The sequence below is a fragment of the Pseudomonas sp. FW215-R2 genome (genome assembly GCF_058789255.1).
In genome coordinates, this window is the sequence record NZ_JBYTBO010000001.1 from 306,170 (window position 1) to 322,530 (window position 16,361).

Consider the following 16,361-nt stretch of genomic DNA (forward strand, 5'->3'; position numbering starts at 1 on the left):
TTTCGGTTGAAGCGCTACAACGGCTTAGCCGTTGAACACGTCATCCACGCTTTTCAGCGGGTAGTGCTTCGGATACGGCAGGGTGGCCACACCGGTCTCGATCGCGGCCTTGGCCACGGCGTCGGAGATCAGGGTGATCAGGCGCTTGTCCATTGGCTTCGGAATGATGTACTCACGACCGAATTCCAGCTTGATGCCGCCGTAGGCGTCGCACACTTCCTGTGGAACCGGCAGTTTGGCCAGTTCACGCAGGGCGTTGGCAGCAGCCACTTTCATTTCTTCGTTGATGCGCTTGGCGCGAACGTCCAGGGCACCACGGAAGATGAACGGGAAGCCCAGCACGTTGTTGACCTGGTTCGGGTAGTCCGAACGGCCGGTGGCCATGATCACGTCGTTACGGGTGGCGTGGGCCAGTTCCGGGGAGATTTCCGGATCCGGGTTGGAGCACGCGAAGACGATCGGGTTGGCCGCCATGCGCTTGAGTTGCTCGGCGCTCAGCAGGTTCGGGCCCGACAGGCCGACGAATACGTCAGCGCCTTCGATGGCGTCGTCCAGCGTGCGTTTCTCGGTAGCGTGAGCAAACACAGCCTTGTACTGGTTCAGGTCGTCACGGCCAGCGTGGATCACGCCGGTACGGTCGATCATGAAGATGTTCTCGACCTTGGCGCCCATGCTCACCAGCAATTTCATGCAGGAGATAGCGGCAGCGCCGGCGCCCAGGCAGACGATCTTGGCTTCGCCGAGGGTTTTGCCAGCGATTTCCAGGGCGTTGATCATGCCCGCAGCGGTCACGATCGCGGTGCCGTGCTGGTCATCGTGGAATACCGGAATGTCGCACTGCTCGATCAGAGCGCGTTCGATCTCAAAGCACTCAGGTGCCTTGATGTCTTCCAGGTTGATGCCACCGAAGGTGATGGAAATGCGTTTTACGGTGTCGATGAAGGCTTGCGGGCTTTCGGAATCGACTTCGATGTCGAACACGTCGATGCCGGCGAAGCGCTTGAACAGCACGCCTTTACCTTCCATCACTGGCTTGGAAGCCAGTGGGCCGAGGTTACCCAGGCCCAGAATCGCGGTGCCATCGGAAATGACTGCAACCAGGTTGCCCTTGCCGGTGTACTTGTAGGCCAGTTCAGGATCGCGAGCGATCTCGCGCACTGGTTCAGCTACGCCGGGGCTGTAGGCCAGCGACAGGTCGCGGGCGGTAGCAGTGGCCTTGGTGAGCTCGACACTCAGCTTTCCTGGACGAGGATGGGCGTGATATTCGAGAGCGGCAGTTTTCAGATCAGACATTTTGGCATTCCGCTTTTTACTGTTGGACAGACTGGTCAGCGAGGATACGCGCCTCGCAAAGTCCCCACAAGACTGCCCGGTCACCCCTGTCAAGCGCCCTGCCCTACGACTTTGGGCCAAGAGCCACGGCGCACAAGGGCTTGACTGTTCACAATCGATAGAAAAAATGTCTACAATTTTTCTTCAGCGAGACGATTGCAACATCGAAGGATCGGTCAGCGGCAACAACCAGCGAGCCTGACCCGGTTTCAATCCACCCCTTCGCGAACGGTCGACCACCCAGCCCCGGGCCTCGATCTGCCTGCCCTTCAGCGCTAGCAACGAAGCGTCATCGAAACGATCCAGCAGATTGGGTGCAACGCGCAGTACAAGCTTGTCCTGCAATTCGATCCAGATTCCGCCGCGATTGCGCTGAACCTTGCTCACACGACCGCTGACCACCGCGAAACCCGATCGCTCGATCTGCTCCGCTTTCAGTACAGGTGAGCGCTTCCACAGGCCAAGACCGGCCTGCCGTGCACGTCGTTCGGCAGCCTGCTGGCAATCAACAAGATCGACATTCGGCGCTACCGCGACCTGGAAACCGAGGCCATCGGCGAGCATTTGCGCTTCGAGATTGTCACCCTTGGCGCTGAAAACATGGGCCAGGGTCCGGCCGTAATGATCTTTGGACTCGGCGCCGAGCAGCAGGCCGACCCGACTGTCGCTCTCTGCGACCAATGCTTCGAGACGCTTGCGCGCCGCTACCGCGAATGGTTCGTCGCTGCGACCCTGCTTGCCGAGCTCAGGGGTGTTGAGCCCGATCATCCGCACGCTGCGCCCGTCGTTCAGGCGCAAGGTGTCGCCGTCGACCACGCGCTGCACGGAGACGCTGGTCAGGCCGGCGGGAGCCGGGCAGAAGGCCTGGGCGCCGGACAGCCAAATCGCGGACACAAAAAAGGCGCCCGCAAGGGACGCCTTTTTCATCAGACCGGAAAAACCTTTGAGGCTTTCCAGAATGAAGGGCCTTAGGCCTTTTTCGCGCCGAAAGCACCGAAACGGTCGGCGAACTTCTGAACGCGACCACCGGTGTCCAGAGTCTTCTGCTTACCGGTGTAGAACGGGTGGCACTCGTTGCAAACGTCGATCGCCAGGGCTTTGCCGAAGGTCGAACGGGTTTCGAACTTGTTGCCGCAGCTGCAGGTAACAGCAACTGCTGGGTATTCTGGATGGATATCAGCTTTCATGGTGTCTTCCTCAGGCTAGCGTGCCGCCACCCAACACTATTGTTGAATACCGCACGTAATTAGGCCGCGGATTCTACCAGACAATGCTAATCACGCAAGCTGTCACTGAGACCGACCGTCTGCTAGGCTCCCGCCCTTCTTCACCGCCCCGCCTATGAGAATCCTCCGCGTGCCCGACGCCATTCTGCGCCTCGCCCTGCCTTCGCCCCTGCGCCGCCTGTTCGACTATCGGGCCCCGGCCGGCGTGCTGCGTTCGCAGTTGCAACCGGGCATGCGCTTGCGAGTGCCGTTCGGTCGGCGGGAAATGATCGGGATTCTGGTGGAAGTCACTGACACCAGTGAAGTGCCGGTGGAGAAGCTCAAACCGGCGCTGGCCCTGCTCGATGCCACGGCACCGCTGCCGCCGGCACTGTTCAAGCTGTGCCTGTGGACGGCTCAGTATTATCAGCACAGCCTCGGCGACACCTTGAGTTGGGCACTGCCGGTGCTGCTGCGCCAGGGCGAACTGGCCGAGGCCCGGCAGGAGCGTTTCTGGTCCGCTGCCCCCGGTGCCAGCCTCGATGACCCGCGCATCGCCCGCGCGCCGCGCCAGCGTGAAGCCCTGGCAACTTTGGCCCAGCATCCTCACGGCGTCGCCCATCAGTTGCTGAGCAAACTGATGCTGAACAAGGACAGCCTCGATCTGCTGCTGGCCAAGGATCTGGTGCAGGTCGAAGTGCGTCGCCATGCCCCCGGCGCACGCCACGAGCACTGGCTGGCGCAGCCGGAGTTGCCGCTCAACAGCGAACAGCGCGCCGCGTATGAAGCGATTCGCGCCGGTTTCGACAGTTATCACGCGTTCCTGCTGGCCGGGGTTACCGGCAGCGGCAAGACCGAAGTCTATTTGCAGCTGATCCGCGAAACCCTCGAAGCCGGCAAGCAGGCGCTGGTGCTGATCCCGGAGATCAACCTCGGCCCGCAAACCCTGGCGCGCTTCGAACAACGCTTCAACGCACGCATCGCCCTGCTGCACTCGGCGGTCAACGACCGCGAGCGGCTCGACGCCTGGCTCGCCGCCCGCGATGGCGAGGCCGACATTATTATCGGCACCCGCTCGGCGCTGTTCACCCCGATGAAGAATCCGGGGTTGATCATCATCGACGAAGAACACGACGGTTCCTATAAACAGCAGGAAGGCCTGCGCTACCACGCACGGGATCTGGCGCTGGTGCGGGCGCGGCAGGAAAACATCCCGATCGTCCTCGGCTCCGCGACGCCGTCGCTGGAAAGCCTGCACAACGCCTACACCGGTCGCTACGGGCTCCTGCGCCTGAACGAGCGGGCCGGCGGCGCCAAGCAGCCACGGTTCCTGCGTCTGGATGTGAAAAGTCGTCCGCTGGACAGCGGCATTTCCGGGCCGATGCAGCAGGCCATCGGCCAGACCCTCGCCGCCGGCCAACAAGTACTGGTGTTCCTCAACCGCCGGGGTTTTGCGCCGACCCTGCTGTGCCACGATTGCGGCTGGATGTCCGAGTGCCAGCGCTGCGATGCGCGGATGACCGTGCACCAGCGCTATGGCGAACTGCGCTGCCACCACTGCGGTTACGTCGAGCGCGTGCCACGCCAGTGCCCGAAGTGCAACAAGGTCGATCTGCGGCCGGTGGGCGCCGGCACCGAGCGGGCCGAGGAACGGCTGGCGATTCTGTTTCCGGACTATCCGGTACTGCGCGTCGACCGCGACAGCACGTCGCGCAAGGACGCCATGAATCAGTTGTTCGCCACGATCCAGAAAGGTCAGCCGTGCATTCTGGTCGGCACTCAAATGTTGGCCAAGGGTCATCACTTCCCCCGGGTCACCCTCGTGTCGATCCTCGACGCCGACGGCGGATTGTTTTCCGGTGACTTCCGCGCCAGCGAGCGCATGGCGCAGTTGATCGTGCAGGTCGCCGGCCGCGCCGGACGGGCGGAAGAACCGGGCAAGGTGATCATTCAGACGCACCTGGCCGACCATCCTTTATTGGTGCAACTGACCGAACAGGGCTACTTCGCCTTCGCCGAACAGGCCCTGAGCGAACGCCGCGCCGCCGGGCTGCCGCCGTTCTCGCATCTGGCGCTGTTGCGCGCCGAAGCCCACAAGCCGGGGCAGGCCGAAGGCTTTCTTGATGAAGCCTGCAGCGAAGCCGAGCGCTTGCTGGCTGAGCAGAACCTGAGTGGCATCGAACTGCTGGGACCGGTGCCGGCACCGATGGAACGTCGGGCCGGACGCTTCCGCGCGCAGCTGCTGTTGCAGGCCACGGCCCGGGCGCCGCTGCACCGGTTGCTGGCGAGCTGGCTGCTGGCGCTGGAGCAGATGCCGAGCGGCCGGGCGGTGCGCTGGTCACTGGATGTCGATCCGGTGGATCTGTACTGACCGGGCAAAACCGCTCGAATTGTCACCACACATCCACATCCTGCCTGCTAAGGTTGGCAAGCCCGTCTTCGCAACGGATAATGCCCAGTTTTTCCACCCGCGCATCGATGCGCCGCCGCGCTTGCGGTCGAAAGAGAAGACCATGAAAGACACCATTCGCCAGCTGATCCAACAAGCCCTCACCCAACTCGTCAACGAAGGTGTGTTGCCTGAAGGCCTGACGCCGGCGATCCAGGTGGAGAACGCCCGGGACAAGACCCACGGCGACTTCGCCAGCAACATCGCGATGATGCTGGCCAAGCCTGCGGGCATGAAGCCGCGCGACCTGGCAGAGAAAATCATCGCCGCCCTGCCGGCTGACGAGAACGTCACCAAGGCCGAAATCGCCGGCCCCGGCTTCCTCAATTTCTTCCAGAACACTCAAGCGCTGGCCTCGCGCCTCGACGCCGCCCTGGCGGACGAACACGTTGGCGTGCGCAAGGCCGGCCCGGCGCAACGCACCGTGGTCGACCTGTCGGCGCCAAACCTGGCCAAAGAGATGCACGTCGGCCACTTGCGCTCGACCATCATCGGCGACGGCGTGGCCCGTGTGCTCGAGTTCCTCGGCGATACCGTGATCCGTCAGAACCACGTTGGCGACTGGGGCACCCAGTTCGGCATGCTGATGGCGTACCTGCAGGAAAACCCGATCACCAGCGACGAACTGTCGGACCTGGAAAACTTCTACCGCGCCGCCAAGCAGCGTTTCGACGAGTCCCCGGAATTCGCCGACCGCGCCCGTGGTCTGGTGGTCAAGCTGCAGGCCGGCGATGCCGAATGCCTGGCGCTGTGGACCAAGTTCAAGGACATCTCGCTGTCGCACTGCCAGAAGATCTACGAACTGCTCAACGTCAAACTGACCATGGCCGACGTGATGGGCGAAAGCGCCTACAACGACGACCTGATCAACGTGGTCAACGATCTGAAGGCCGCCGGCATGCTGGTCGAAAGCAACGGCGCCCAGTGCGTGTTCCTCGACGAGTTCAAGAACGCCGAAGGCGAGCCGCTGCCGGTGATCATCGTCAAGGCTGACGGCGGCTACCTGTACGCCACCACCGACCTGGCCGCCGTGCGCTACCGCAGCGGCAAGCTGAAGGCCGACCGTGCACTGTACTTCGTCGACCAGCGTCAGGCCCTGCACTTCCAGCAAGTGTTCGCCGTGGCGCGCAAGGCCGGTTTCGTGACCCATCCGATGGAAATGGAACACATGGGCTTCGGCACCATGAACGGCGCCGATGGCCGTCCGTTCAAGACCCGTGATGGTGGCACCGTGAAGCTGATCGATCTGCTGACCGAAGCTCAGGAACGCGCCTACACCCTGGTGAAGGACAAGAATCCGGAGCTGGCCGAAGACGAGCTGCGCAACATCGCCAAAGTCGTGGGCATCGGCGCGGTGAAGTACGCCGACCTGTCGAAGCACCGCACCAGCGACTACAGCTTCAACTTCGACCTGATGCTCAACTTCGAAGGCAACACCGCGCCGTACCTGCTGTACGCCTACACCCGCGTGGCTGGCGTGTTCCGCAAACTGGGCAAGGACTTCAGCGAGGTCGACGGCCAGATCGTTCTCGAAGCGGCGCACGAACAGGAACTGGCGGCCAAACTGGCGCAGTTCGGTGAAGTGCTGAACAACGTCGCGGAAAAGGGCACGCCACACACCCTGTGCACCTACCTGTACGACGTCGCCGGCCTGTTCTCCAGCTTCTACGAGAACTGCCCGATCCTCGCCGCCGACACCCCGGCACAAATGCAAAGCCGTCTGCGCCTTGCCGCGCTGACCGGCCGTACCCTCAAGCAAGGCCTGGAACTGCTCGGCCTGGAAACCCTGGAGCGTATGTAAGTTGGCTGCCAAGAAAAAACCTGCACCCAAGCGTGGCGCCAGCCGTTACCAAGCTCCTGCAAAGCAACCGATCCCGGGCTGGCTGTGGATGGCCATCGGCCTGACGGTCGGCGCGTTCATCGTGTTCCTGATGAAACTGGAGCCGGGCAAGGGCAGCGACACGGTCAAGCGCGAGAAGATCGAGCAACAGCAGCAACAGAAAGCCACCAAGATCGCCGAGGCCAACAAGACCCCGCCGAGCCCGACGCAACCGGTGAAGCCGAAGTACGACTTCTACACCCTGCTGCCGGAATCGGAAGTGATCGTGCCGCCAGACGCGGTGCCGGAGAAAACCCTGCCGACGCCACAGGTGCCGGCGATCCCGACCACGCCGGTGACCCCGGCCGAAGCGGCGAAGATCGACACGGCGCGCGCGCAGGCTGCACTGGCCGGGATTACCCCACCGCCAGCGCCGCCGGTGACCAAGGCTGCGCCGGTGACCAAGTTCTTCCTCCAGGCCGGCTCGTTCCGCAAAGAGGCCGACGCCGACAAGGTGCGCGCGCAGATCATTCTGCTCGGCCAGGCGGTAGCGGTTGAATCCGGGACGGTGAAGGATGAAACCTGGTATCGCGTACTGGTCGGCCCGTTCAGCAACCGCGAACAACTGACCACCGCCCAGAAACAACTGGCGGGCGCAGGCTTCAGCAACCTGTTGTTACAACAACGCCAGAGCCGCTGATACCTCCCCACCGATCGTTCCCACGCTCTGCGTGGGAATGCAGCCCGGGACGCTCCGCGTCCCTTGCCGCAGGGACGCGGAGCGTCCATTGAGGCATTCCCACGCGGAGCGTGGGAACGATCATGTACAAAGCACCGCTCGTCCCCTCTCCCTTCCCGCAGTTGAAATCCTCTCCACCACCCCCATATGAATGGGCATAAGGCATTTTCGCCCCGCAGTGTGGAGACTCTTCCCTTGACCACCATCGTTTCAGTCCGCCGCCACGGCAAAGTCGTCATGGGCGGCGACGGCCAGGTTTCTCTCGGCAACACCGTGATGAAAGGCAACGCGAAGAAAGTTCGTCGCCTGTACCACGGCCAGGTCATCGCCGGTTTCGCCGGTGCCACCGCCGACGCCTTTACCCTGTTCGAACGTTTCGAAGGCCAGCTCGAGAAACATCAGGGCCACCTGATCCGCGCCGCCGTCGAACTCGCAAAAGAATGGCGCACCGACCGTTCCCTGAGCCGCCTCGAAGCCATGCTCGCGGTCGCCAACAAGGACGCCTCCCTGATCATTACCGGCAACGGTGACGTGGTCGAACCGGAAAACGGCCTGATCGCCATGGGTTCCGGTGGCGGTTACGCCCAGGCTGCTGCCAGCGCACTGCTGAAAAAGACCGATCTGTCGGCCCGCGAAATCGTCGAGACCGCTCTCGGGATCGCCGCCGACATCTGTGTATTCACCAACCACACTCAGACCATTGAGGAGCAGGATCTCGCTGAAGAAGCCTGAGTCGGCCCTGTGCCACGGCTTGTTTCTGCTTGAGGACCGTCAATTATTATGTCCATGACTCCCCGCGAAATCGTCCACGAACTCAATCGCCATATCATCGGCCAGGACGATGCCAAGCGCGCCGTCGCGATTGCCCTGCGCAACCGCTGGCGCCGCATGCAGCTACCTGAAGAGCTGCGTGTTGAAGTGACCCCGAAGAACATCCTGATGATTGGCCCGACCGGTGTCGGTAAAACCGAGATCGCCCGTCGCCTGGCCAAGCTGGCCAACGCGCCGTTCATCAAGGTCGAAGCGACCAAGTTCACCGAAGTCGGCTACGTCGGCCGCGACGTCGAATCGATCATCCGTGATCTGGCCGATGCCGCGATCAAGATGCTGCGCGAGCAGGAAATGACCCGCGTTCGCCACCGCGCCGAAGACGCTGCCGAGGACCGCATCCTCGACGCCCTGCTGCCGCCGGCACGCATGGGCTTCAGCAACGAAGAAGCGCCGAGCCCGGATTCCAACACCCGCCAGCTGTTCCGCAAGCGCCTGCGCGAAGGTCAGCTGGACGACAAGGAAATCGAGATCGAAGTCGCCGAAATGGCCGGCATCGAGATCGCCACGCCGCCGGGCATGGAAGAGATGACCAACCAGCTTCAGTCCCTGTTCGCCAACATGGGCAAGGGCAAGAAGAAGTCTCGCAAGCTCAAGGTCAAGGAAGCGCTGAAGCTGGTGCGCGATGAAGAAGCCGGTCGCCTGGTCAACGAAGAAGAGTTGAAGGCCAAGGCCCTGGAAGCGGTCGAGCAGCACGGTATCGTGTTCATCGACGAAATCGACAAGGTCGCCAAGCGCGGCAATGTCGGCGGCGCCGATGTGTCCCGTGAAGGCGTACAACGCGACCTGTTGCCGCTGATCGAAGGCTGCACCGTCAACACCAAGCTGGGCATGGTCAAGACCGACCACATCCTGTTCATCGCCTCAGGTGCGTTCCACCTGAGCAAGCCGAGCGACCTGGTGCCGGAGCTGCAAGGCCGTCTGCCGATCCGCGTCGAACTCAAGGCCCTGAGCCCGGAAGACTTCGAGCGCATCCTCAGCGAACCGCACGCCTCGCTCACCGAGCAATACTGCGCGCTGCTGAAGACCGAAGGCCTGAACATTCAGTTCCAGCCTGACGGCATCAAGCGTCTGGCGGAGATCGCCTGGCAGGTCAACGAGAAGACCGAGAACATCGGTGCCCGTCGCCTGCACACGCTGCTCGAGCGCCTGCTGGAAGAGGTGTCGTTCAGTGCCGGTGACCTGGCCAGCGCCCACGACGACAAGGCGATCCTGATCGACGCCGAGTACGTCAACAGCCACCTGGGTGAATTGGCGCAGAACGAAGATCTGTCCCGTTATATCCTGTAAGCCATACTGACAGTGGTCGTGAAACTGTGGGAGCCATCGGCTCCCACAATTTTTTTCACCTGACGGAACGCCGGCAATGACCCAACTCCCCACCGACATCAAACTGCACAAAGCCTCGAAAACCCTGTCGCTCAAATACGCGTCCGGCGAGGAGTACACCCTGCCCGCCGAATTCCTGCGCGTGCATTCGCCCTCCGCCGAGGTCCAGGGCCACGGCAAACCGATCCTGCAATTCGGCAAGCTGCACGTCGGCCTGTCCAAGGTAGAACCGGCCGGTCAGTACGCACTGAAACTGACCTTCGACGACGGTCACGACAGCGGCCTGTTCACCTGGGATTACCTCTACGAACTGGGGCGACGTTATGACGCACTCTGGGCGGATTATCTGGCCGAGCTCAAAGCCGCCGGCAAAACCCGCGACCCGGACGAGTCCGTCGTCAAGCTGATGCTCTAGTCCGCGCCTCGGACTGTTTAGAGGGCATTTTCTAAATTCATCTGTTTGAATGCTCCGCTAAAGCGGCCCGGGATCGGCTGCTTGCGAAAAAAATTAAACTCGGGTAACCAATGGAGCTGGCAAGTTCCCTGCAGTGCTCTACGACTGTAAAGCAGCTATGCAGAATCAACGGTCACCCGAGCAGTAGTACCTGGCATTGGCTGTGGAACTGCACAGCAGAAAACCGGGTACTCGTCTCAGGACAATGGAGCGTCGTAGATGAGTAACAAGAATAACGATGATTTGAAGTACCAAGCCTCGGAAAACACCCTGGGGCTGAATCCTGTCGTTGGGCTTCGCGGAAAGGATCTGCTGGCCTCTGCTCGAATGGTGCTGACCCAGGCCATCAAACAACCGATCCATAGTGTCAAACACGTCACTCATTTCGGCCTCGAATTGAAGAACGTGCTGTTCGGCAAATCAGAACTGCAACCGGCTGGCGATGACCGTCGCTTTGCCGATCCGGCGTGGAGTCAGAACCCGCTGTACAAGCGTTACCTGCAAACCTATCTGGCGTGGCGCAAGGAACTCCATGCCTGGATCGACGACAGCAGCCTCTCGCCCAAGGACATTGCGCGCGGGCACTTCGTGATCAACCTGATGACCGAAGCCATGGCGCCGACCAACACGGCGGCCAACCCGGCGGCGGTCAAACGTTTCTTCGAGACCGGCGGCAAGAGCCTGCTCGACGGCCTCTCGCATCTGGCCAAGGATCTGGTACACAACGGCGGCATGCCGAGCCAGGTCAACATGGGCGCGTTCGAGGTCGGCAAGACCCTGGGCGTGACCGAAGGCGCGGTAGTGTTTCGCAACGACGTGCTGGAGCTGATCCAGTACAAGCCGATCACCGAGCAGGTGCACGAGCGCCCGCTGCTGGTCGTACCGCCGCAGATCAACAAGTTCTATGTATTCGACCTGAGCCCGGACAAGAGCCTGGCGCGCTTCTGCCTGCGCAACAATGTGCAGACCTTCATCGTCAGCTGGCGCAACCCGACCAAGGAACAGCGCGAGTGGGGCCTTTCGACCTACATCGAAGCCCTGAAGGAAGCGGTCGACGTGGTCACCGCGATCACCGGCAGCAAGGACGTCAACATGCTCGGCGCCTGCTCTGGCGGCATCACGTGCACCGCCCTGCTCGGCCACTATGCCGCCACTGGCGAAAACAAGGTCAATGCCCTGACCCTGCTGGTCAGCGTGCTCGACACCACCCTGGACAGCGACGTCGCGCTGTTTGTCGACGAGCAGACCCTGGAAATGGCCAAGCGTCATTCGTATCAGGCCGGCGTGCTCGAAGGCAAAGACATGGCCAAGGTCTTCGCCTGGATGCGCCCGAATGACCTGATCTGGAATTACTGGGTCAACAACTACCTGCTCGGCAACGAGCCGCCGGTGTTCGACATTCTGTTCTGGAACAACGACACCACCCGGTTGCCGGCGGCGTTCCACGGCGACCTGATCGAGATGTTCAAAAACAACCCACTGATCCGCCCCGATGCACTGGAAGTGTGCGGCACGCCGATCGACCTCAAGCAGGTGACCGCCGACATCTTCTCGCTGGCCGGCACCAACGACCACATCACCCCGTGGAAGTCCTGCTACAAGTCGGCGCAGCTGTTTGGCGGCAAGGTGGAATTCGTGCTGTCGAGCAGCGGGCATATCCAGAGCATTCTGAACCCGCCGGGCAACCCGAAATCGCGCTACATGACCAGCGACGAAATGACCGCCAATGCCGATGACTGGCAGGAAAACTCGACCAAGCATGCCGACTCCTGGTGGCTGCACTGGCAGGCGTGGCAAGCGGCGCGTTCGGGCGAGCTGAAAAAGGCACCGACGAAACTGGGCAACAAAGCATTCCCGGCAGGCGAGGCCTCACCGGGCACTTACGTACACGAGCGGTAACCGATACACCTCACTCCCCCCGGGGAGTGAGGTGAACACTGAGATTGCGACCCACAGGGCCTTGAAGCATGCCGCAACCGTTCATCTTTCGTACTGTCGAGCTGGATGGCCAGACCATCCGCACGGCGGTTCGCCCCGGCAAGCCTCACTTGACGCCCTTGCTGATTTTCAACGGCATCGGCGCCAACCTGGAGCTGGTGTTTCCTTTTGTCGCGGCGCTGGATCCGGACCTGGAAGTGATCGCCTTCGACGTGCCCGGTGTCGGGGGTTCTTCGACGCCGAGACGGCCGTATCGCTTTCCGGGACTGGCGAAGCTCACTGCACGGATGCTCGACTACCTCGACTACGGACAGGTCAACGTGATCGGCGTGTCCTGGGGTGGCGCGCTGGCGCAGCAGTTCGCCTATGACTATCCCGAGCGCTGCAAGAAGCTGGTACTGGCAGCGACAGCAGCGGGCGCGGTGATGGTGCCGGGCAAGCCGAAGGTGCTGTGGATGATGGCCAGTCCACGGCGCTACATCCAGCCGTCCCATGTGATCCGCATCGCCCCGATGATCTACGGCGGCTCGTTCCGCCGCGACCCGACACTCGCCGCCAGCCATGCGGCCAAGGTGCGTTCGGCGGGCAAGCTCGGCTACTACTGGCAACTGTTCGCGGGCCTTGGCTGGACCAGCATTCACTGGCTGCACAAGATCCATCAGCCGACCCTGGTGCTGGCCGGTGACGACGATCCGCTGATCCCGCTGATCAACATGCGCATGCTGGCCTGGCGGATTCCCAACGCCCAGTTGCACATCATCGATGACGGTCATCTGTTCCTGATCACCCGGGCCGAAGCCGTGGCGCCGATCATCATGAAGTTCCTCCAGGAGGAACGTCTTCGTGCAGTGATGCACCCCCACCCGACACCGCTGGGCGGATAACCGGCCCGGTCCGGCTTTCTGGACAGCTCCTTGCAGAGCCTTTTCAAAGTGCGTGGCAGGACGCCGCGCAGGCAACAACCCGCAACAGCGTCTATGGTGTTCTGGTTCGGTGTGTTTGTTTTTGACCTGAAGACGAAGGAGTGTTGAGTCATGCGCGACAAACCAGCGACGGGCGTAGTGCCCAGTCCTGCCGTTTTCATCAATGCACAAAGTGCAATGACCGGCCTGCGTGGCCGCGACCTGATTTCGACGTTGCGCAGCGTAGCCGCCCACGGCCTGCGCAACCCGATTCACAGCGCGAGGCACGCGTTGAAACTCGGTGGCGCACTCGGACGCGTGCTGCTCGGCGAAACCCTGCACCCGACCAACCCCAATGACAGCCGCTTCGCCGACCCGGCCTGGAGCCTCAACCCGTTCTACCGCCGGAGCCTGCAGGCTTATTTGAGCTGGCAGAAGCAGGTCAAGAGCTGGATCGACGACAGCAGCATGAGCGATGACGATCGCGCCCGTGCGCACTTCGCTTTTTCCCTGATTAACGACGCCGTCGCGCCCTCCAACACGCTGCTCAATCCGCTGGCGGTCAAGGAGCTGTTCAACTCCGGCGGCCACAGCCTGGTGCGTGGGCTGAGCCATCTGTTCGATGACCTGCTGCACAACGACGGCCTGCCGCGTCAGGTGACCAAGCAGGCTTTCGAAGTCGGCAAGACCGTCGCCACCACCACCGGCTCAGTGGTGTTTCGCAACGAAATGCTCGAGCTGATCCAGTACAAGCCGATGAGCGAAAAGCAGTATTCAAAACCGCTGCTGGTGGTGCCGCCACAAATCAACAAGTACTACATTTTCGACCTGAGCCCGAACAACAGCTTCGTCCAGTACGCCCTGAAGAACGGCTTGCAGACCTTCATGATCAGTTGGCGCAACCCGGACGTGCGCCATCGCGAATGGGGCCTGTCGACCTACGTCGAAGCCGTGGAAGAAGCGATGAACATCTGCCGGGCGATCACCGGCGCCCGCGAGGTCAACCTGATGGGCGCCTGCGCCGGCGGGCTGACCATCGCCGCACTGCAAGGGCACTTGCAGGCCAAGCGGCAACTGCGGCGAGTCTCCAGCGCAACCTATCTGGTGAGCCTGCTCGACAGCCAGATCGACTCTCCGGCCACACTGTTCGCCGATGAACAGACCCTCGAAGCGGCCAAACGCCGCTCCTACCAGAAAGGCGTGCTGGACGGTCGCGACATGGCCAAGGTGTTCGCCTGGATGCGCCCCAACGATCTGATCTGGAGCTACTTCGTCAACAACTACCTGCTGGGCAAGGAGCCGCCGGCGTTCGACATCCTCTACTGGAACAACGACAGCACCCGTCTGCCCGCCGCGTTTCATGGCGATCTGCTGGATTTCTTCAAGCACAACCCGCTGATTCATTCGGGCGGCCTGGAAGTCTGCGGCACGCCGATCGACCTGCAGAAAGTCACGGTCGACAGTTTCAGCGTGGCCGGCATGAACGACCACATCACGCCATGGGACGCGGTGTATCGCTCGACCTTGCTGCTCGGTGGCGAGCGGCGCTTCGTGCTGTCCAACAGCGGCCATGTGCAGAGCATTCTCAACCCGCCGAGCAACCCCAAGGCCAACTTCGTCGAAAACGGCAAGATGAGCAGCGACCCGCGTGCCTGGTACTACGACGCGAAAAAAGTCGACGGCAGCTGGTGGCCGCAGTGGCTGGAATGGGTTCAGCAGCGCTCCGGCACCCTGCGCGAAACCCAGATGGCCCTTGGCAACGCGAACTATCCACCGATGGAGGCGGCGCCCGGCACTTACGTGCGTGTGCGCTGACCGGCCCCAACCGCCCTTTAAGAAGACTGGATGAAAACAAGCGAACGGATCCTCGAATGTGCCCTGCAGTTGTTCAACGAAAAGGGCGAGCCGAACGTCTCCACCATGGAGGTTGCCAATGAAATGGGGATCAGCCCCGGCAACCTCTACTACCACTTTCACGGCAAGGAGCCGCTGATTCTCGGGTTGTTCGAGCGCTTCCAGAACGAACTGGCGCCGCTGCTCGACCCGCCCGCGGATGTAGAACTGGCGCCGGGGGATTACTGGTTGTTCCTGCACTTGATCGTCGAGCGGCTGGCGCAGTACCGGTTCCTGTTCCAGGACCTGTCGAACCTGGCCGGACGGCTGCCGAAACTGGCCAAGGGCATTCGCAACTTTCTCAACGTCCTGAAGCGCACGCTGGCGTCATTGCTGGCGCGATTGAAGGCGTCCGGGCAGTTGGTCAGTGATACCCAGGCGCTGGGGCAACTGGTGGAGCAGATCACCATGACCTTGCTGTTCTCGCTGGACTATCAGCGGATTCTCGATCGCGAGGGGGAAGTGAGGCTGGTGGTGTACCAGATCATGATGCTGGTGGCACCGCACCTGTTGCCGCCGGTGAAGGTGGCGACGGAGCGGATGGCGCTGCAGTACCTCGAAGATCACGAGTGACCGCCCAAACAAAAACGCCCGACCTTCACAGGCCGGGCGTTTTCTTGAGCCCTGAAAATCAGGACTGACTGGTCGGCGTCGACGGGGTCGATGCAACAGTCGGAGCAGGCGCCGGGGTTGGAGCCGAGGCGGAGTTCGACGTGCTTGCCAGTGCTGCCGGTGTGGTCACCGGTTTCGGCGCAGCGGCTTTCGGCGCGGCCGGTTTTTTCACTGCTGGTTTTTTCGCCGCCGCCGGTTTGGCGGCAGGCTTGGCAGCGGGTTTGGCGGCAGCGGTTTTCGCTGCTGGCTTGGCCGCTGGTTTTGCAGCAGGTTTCGCGGCGGCCTTGGCGGCAACCGGTTTGGCCGCGGCTTTCGCTGCGGGCTTGGCGGCTGCGGTTTTGGCCGCAGGTTTTGCTGCAGGTTTAGCAGCCTTGGCCAATGGTTTGGCAGCAGGTTTTGCCGCCGGTTTGGCTGCAGCGGTTTTGGCCGCCACAGGCTGAGTTTTCAGACCGGTGAGTTTTTCGATCTGCTTGGTCAGGGTATCGACCTTCTTGTGCAGATCCTTCACCTCGTTGCGGCTCGGTACACCCAGGCGCGAAATCGCACTGTTCAGGCGCTTGTCGAAAGCCCCTTCCAGTTGATCCCACGTGCCCAGCGCTCGATCTTTCACGCCGCTGATACGCGATTTGGCCGAGTTTGCAGAGTCCTTGGCAGCATCGACTGTCTTGCCGACTGCAGCCTTGGTGAGCTTCTCGGCTTTCTCGCCGTCTTTGACCAATGTATCGAAGAGCTTGCTGCCGTCAGTGTCGATCTTCGAGTACACGCCTAAACCAGCCAGCCAGATCTTGCGGGAGTAGTCTTCGACTTTCCCGATCCACGAGCTGCCTTCTTTATCGGTGTTCTTTTTACCAGCCATCCCGT

14 protein-coding genes are annotated in these 16,361 nt (G+C 61.8%); 10 read left to right on the forward strand and 4 right to left on the reverse strand.

Annotated features, from left to right (window positions below; translation table 11 throughout):
• Positions 1 to 24: 24 nt before the first annotated feature.
• From AC3WRD_RS01295 to rpmE, 3 genes are all read right to left on the reverse strand, one after another.
• Positions 25 to 1,293: a malic enzyme-like NAD(P)-binding protein gene (locus AC3WRD_RS01295; RefSeq protein ID WP_096819922.1), complete on the reverse strand. Its 1,269-nt coding sequence runs from the start codon at positions 1,291 to 1,293 to the stop codon at positions 25 to 27.
• A gap of 183 nt (positions 1,294 to 1,476) precedes the next feature.
• Positions 1,477 to 2,259, reverse strand: coding sequence for a thermonuclease family protein (locus AC3WRD_RS01300; RefSeq protein ID WP_102620207.1), 783 nt, complete (start codon positions 2,257 to 2,259; stop codon positions 1,477 to 1,479).
• A 41-nt stretch (positions 2,260 to 2,300) separates the two neighbouring features.
• Entirely contained in the window at positions 2,301 to 2,519 is a 219-nt protein-coding gene (gene rpmE, locus AC3WRD_RS01305; RefSeq protein ID WP_007975586.1) for a 50S ribosomal protein L31, read from the reverse strand.
• Positions 2,520 to 2,688: 169 nt separating this feature from the next.
• Between rpmE and AC3WRD_RS01310 the strand changes: the two genes are divergently transcribed.
• The 10 genes from AC3WRD_RS01310 (at position 2,689) to AC3WRD_RS01355 (ending at position 15,461) form a co-directional block, all read left to right on the forward strand.
• Complete coding sequence (locus tag AC3WRD_RS01310) at positions 2,689 to 4,908, forward strand: primosomal protein N' (RefSeq protein WP_096819924.1); 2,220 nt, start codon at positions 2,689 to 2,691, stop codon at positions 4,906 to 4,908.
• Positions 4,909 to 5,050: 142 nt separating this feature from the next.
• On the forward strand, positions 5,051 to 6,787 hold the full coding sequence (argS, locus tag AC3WRD_RS01315; protein WP_102620208.1) for an arginine--tRNA ligase: 1,737 nt from the start codon (positions 5,051 to 5,053) through the stop codon (positions 6,785 to 6,787).
• A 1-nt stretch (position 6,788) separates the two neighbouring features.
• Positions 6,789 to 7,505 (forward strand): SPOR domain-containing protein, encoded by a 717-nt coding sequence (locus AC3WRD_RS01320; RefSeq protein WP_096819926.1) that lies wholly within the window; start codon positions 6,789 to 6,791, stop codon positions 7,503 to 7,505.
• A gap of 234 nt (positions 7,506 to 7,739) precedes the next feature.
• Complete coding sequence (gene hslV / locus AC3WRD_RS01325; protein WP_003220875.1) at positions 7,740 to 8,276, forward strand: ATP-dependent protease subunit HslV; 537 nt, start codon at positions 7,740 to 7,742, stop codon at positions 8,274 to 8,276.
• 48 nt (positions 8,277 to 8,324) lie between these two features.
• Positions 8,325 to 9,662: an ATP-dependent protease ATPase subunit HslU gene (hslU, locus tag AC3WRD_RS01330; RefSeq protein WP_096819927.1), complete on the forward strand. Its 1,338-nt coding sequence runs from the start codon at positions 8,325 to 8,327 to the stop codon at positions 9,660 to 9,662.
• A gap of 76 nt (positions 9,663 to 9,738) precedes the next feature.
• A complete protein-coding gene (locus AC3WRD_RS01335; protein ID WP_102620210.1) occupies positions 9,739 to 10,116 on the forward strand; it encodes a gamma-butyrobetaine hydroxylase family protein in 378 nt (125 codons plus the stop codon).
• A gap of 258 nt (positions 10,117 to 10,374) precedes the next feature.
• Entirely contained in the window at positions 10,375 to 12,054 is a 1,680-nt protein-coding gene (gene phaC / locus AC3WRD_RS01340) for a class II poly(R)-hydroxyalkanoic acid synthase (protein ID WP_102620211.1), read from the forward strand.
• Positions 12,055 to 12,122: 68 nt separating this feature from the next.
• Positions 12,123 to 12,977: a poly(3-hydroxyalkanoate) depolymerase gene (gene phaZ / locus AC3WRD_RS01345; RefSeq protein ID WP_085732561.1), complete on the forward strand. Its 855-nt coding sequence runs from the start codon at positions 12,123 to 12,125 to the stop codon at positions 12,975 to 12,977.
• 150 nt (positions 12,978 to 13,127) lie between these two features.
• Entirely contained in the window at positions 13,128 to 14,810 is a 1,683-nt protein-coding gene (gene phaC / locus AC3WRD_RS01350; RefSeq protein WP_102620212.1) for a class II poly(R)-hydroxyalkanoic acid synthase, read from the forward strand.
• A 30-nt stretch (positions 14,811 to 14,840) separates the two neighbouring features.
• Entirely contained in the window at positions 14,841 to 15,461 is a 621-nt protein-coding gene (locus tag AC3WRD_RS01355) for a TetR/AcrR family transcriptional regulator (RefSeq protein WP_096819930.1), read from the forward strand.
• Between the two features lie 58 nt (positions 15,462 to 15,519).
• Here the strand turns inward: AC3WRD_RS01355 and AC3WRD_RS01360 are convergent, their stop codons facing one another.
• Positions 15,520 to 16,356 carry a phasin family protein gene (locus AC3WRD_RS01360; RefSeq protein WP_102620213.1) on the reverse strand — a complete coding sequence of 279 codons (837 nt, stop codon included), beginning with the start codon at positions 16,354 to 16,356 and terminating at the stop codon, positions 15,520 to 15,522.
• Positions 16,357 to 16,361 lie beyond the last annotated feature (5 nt).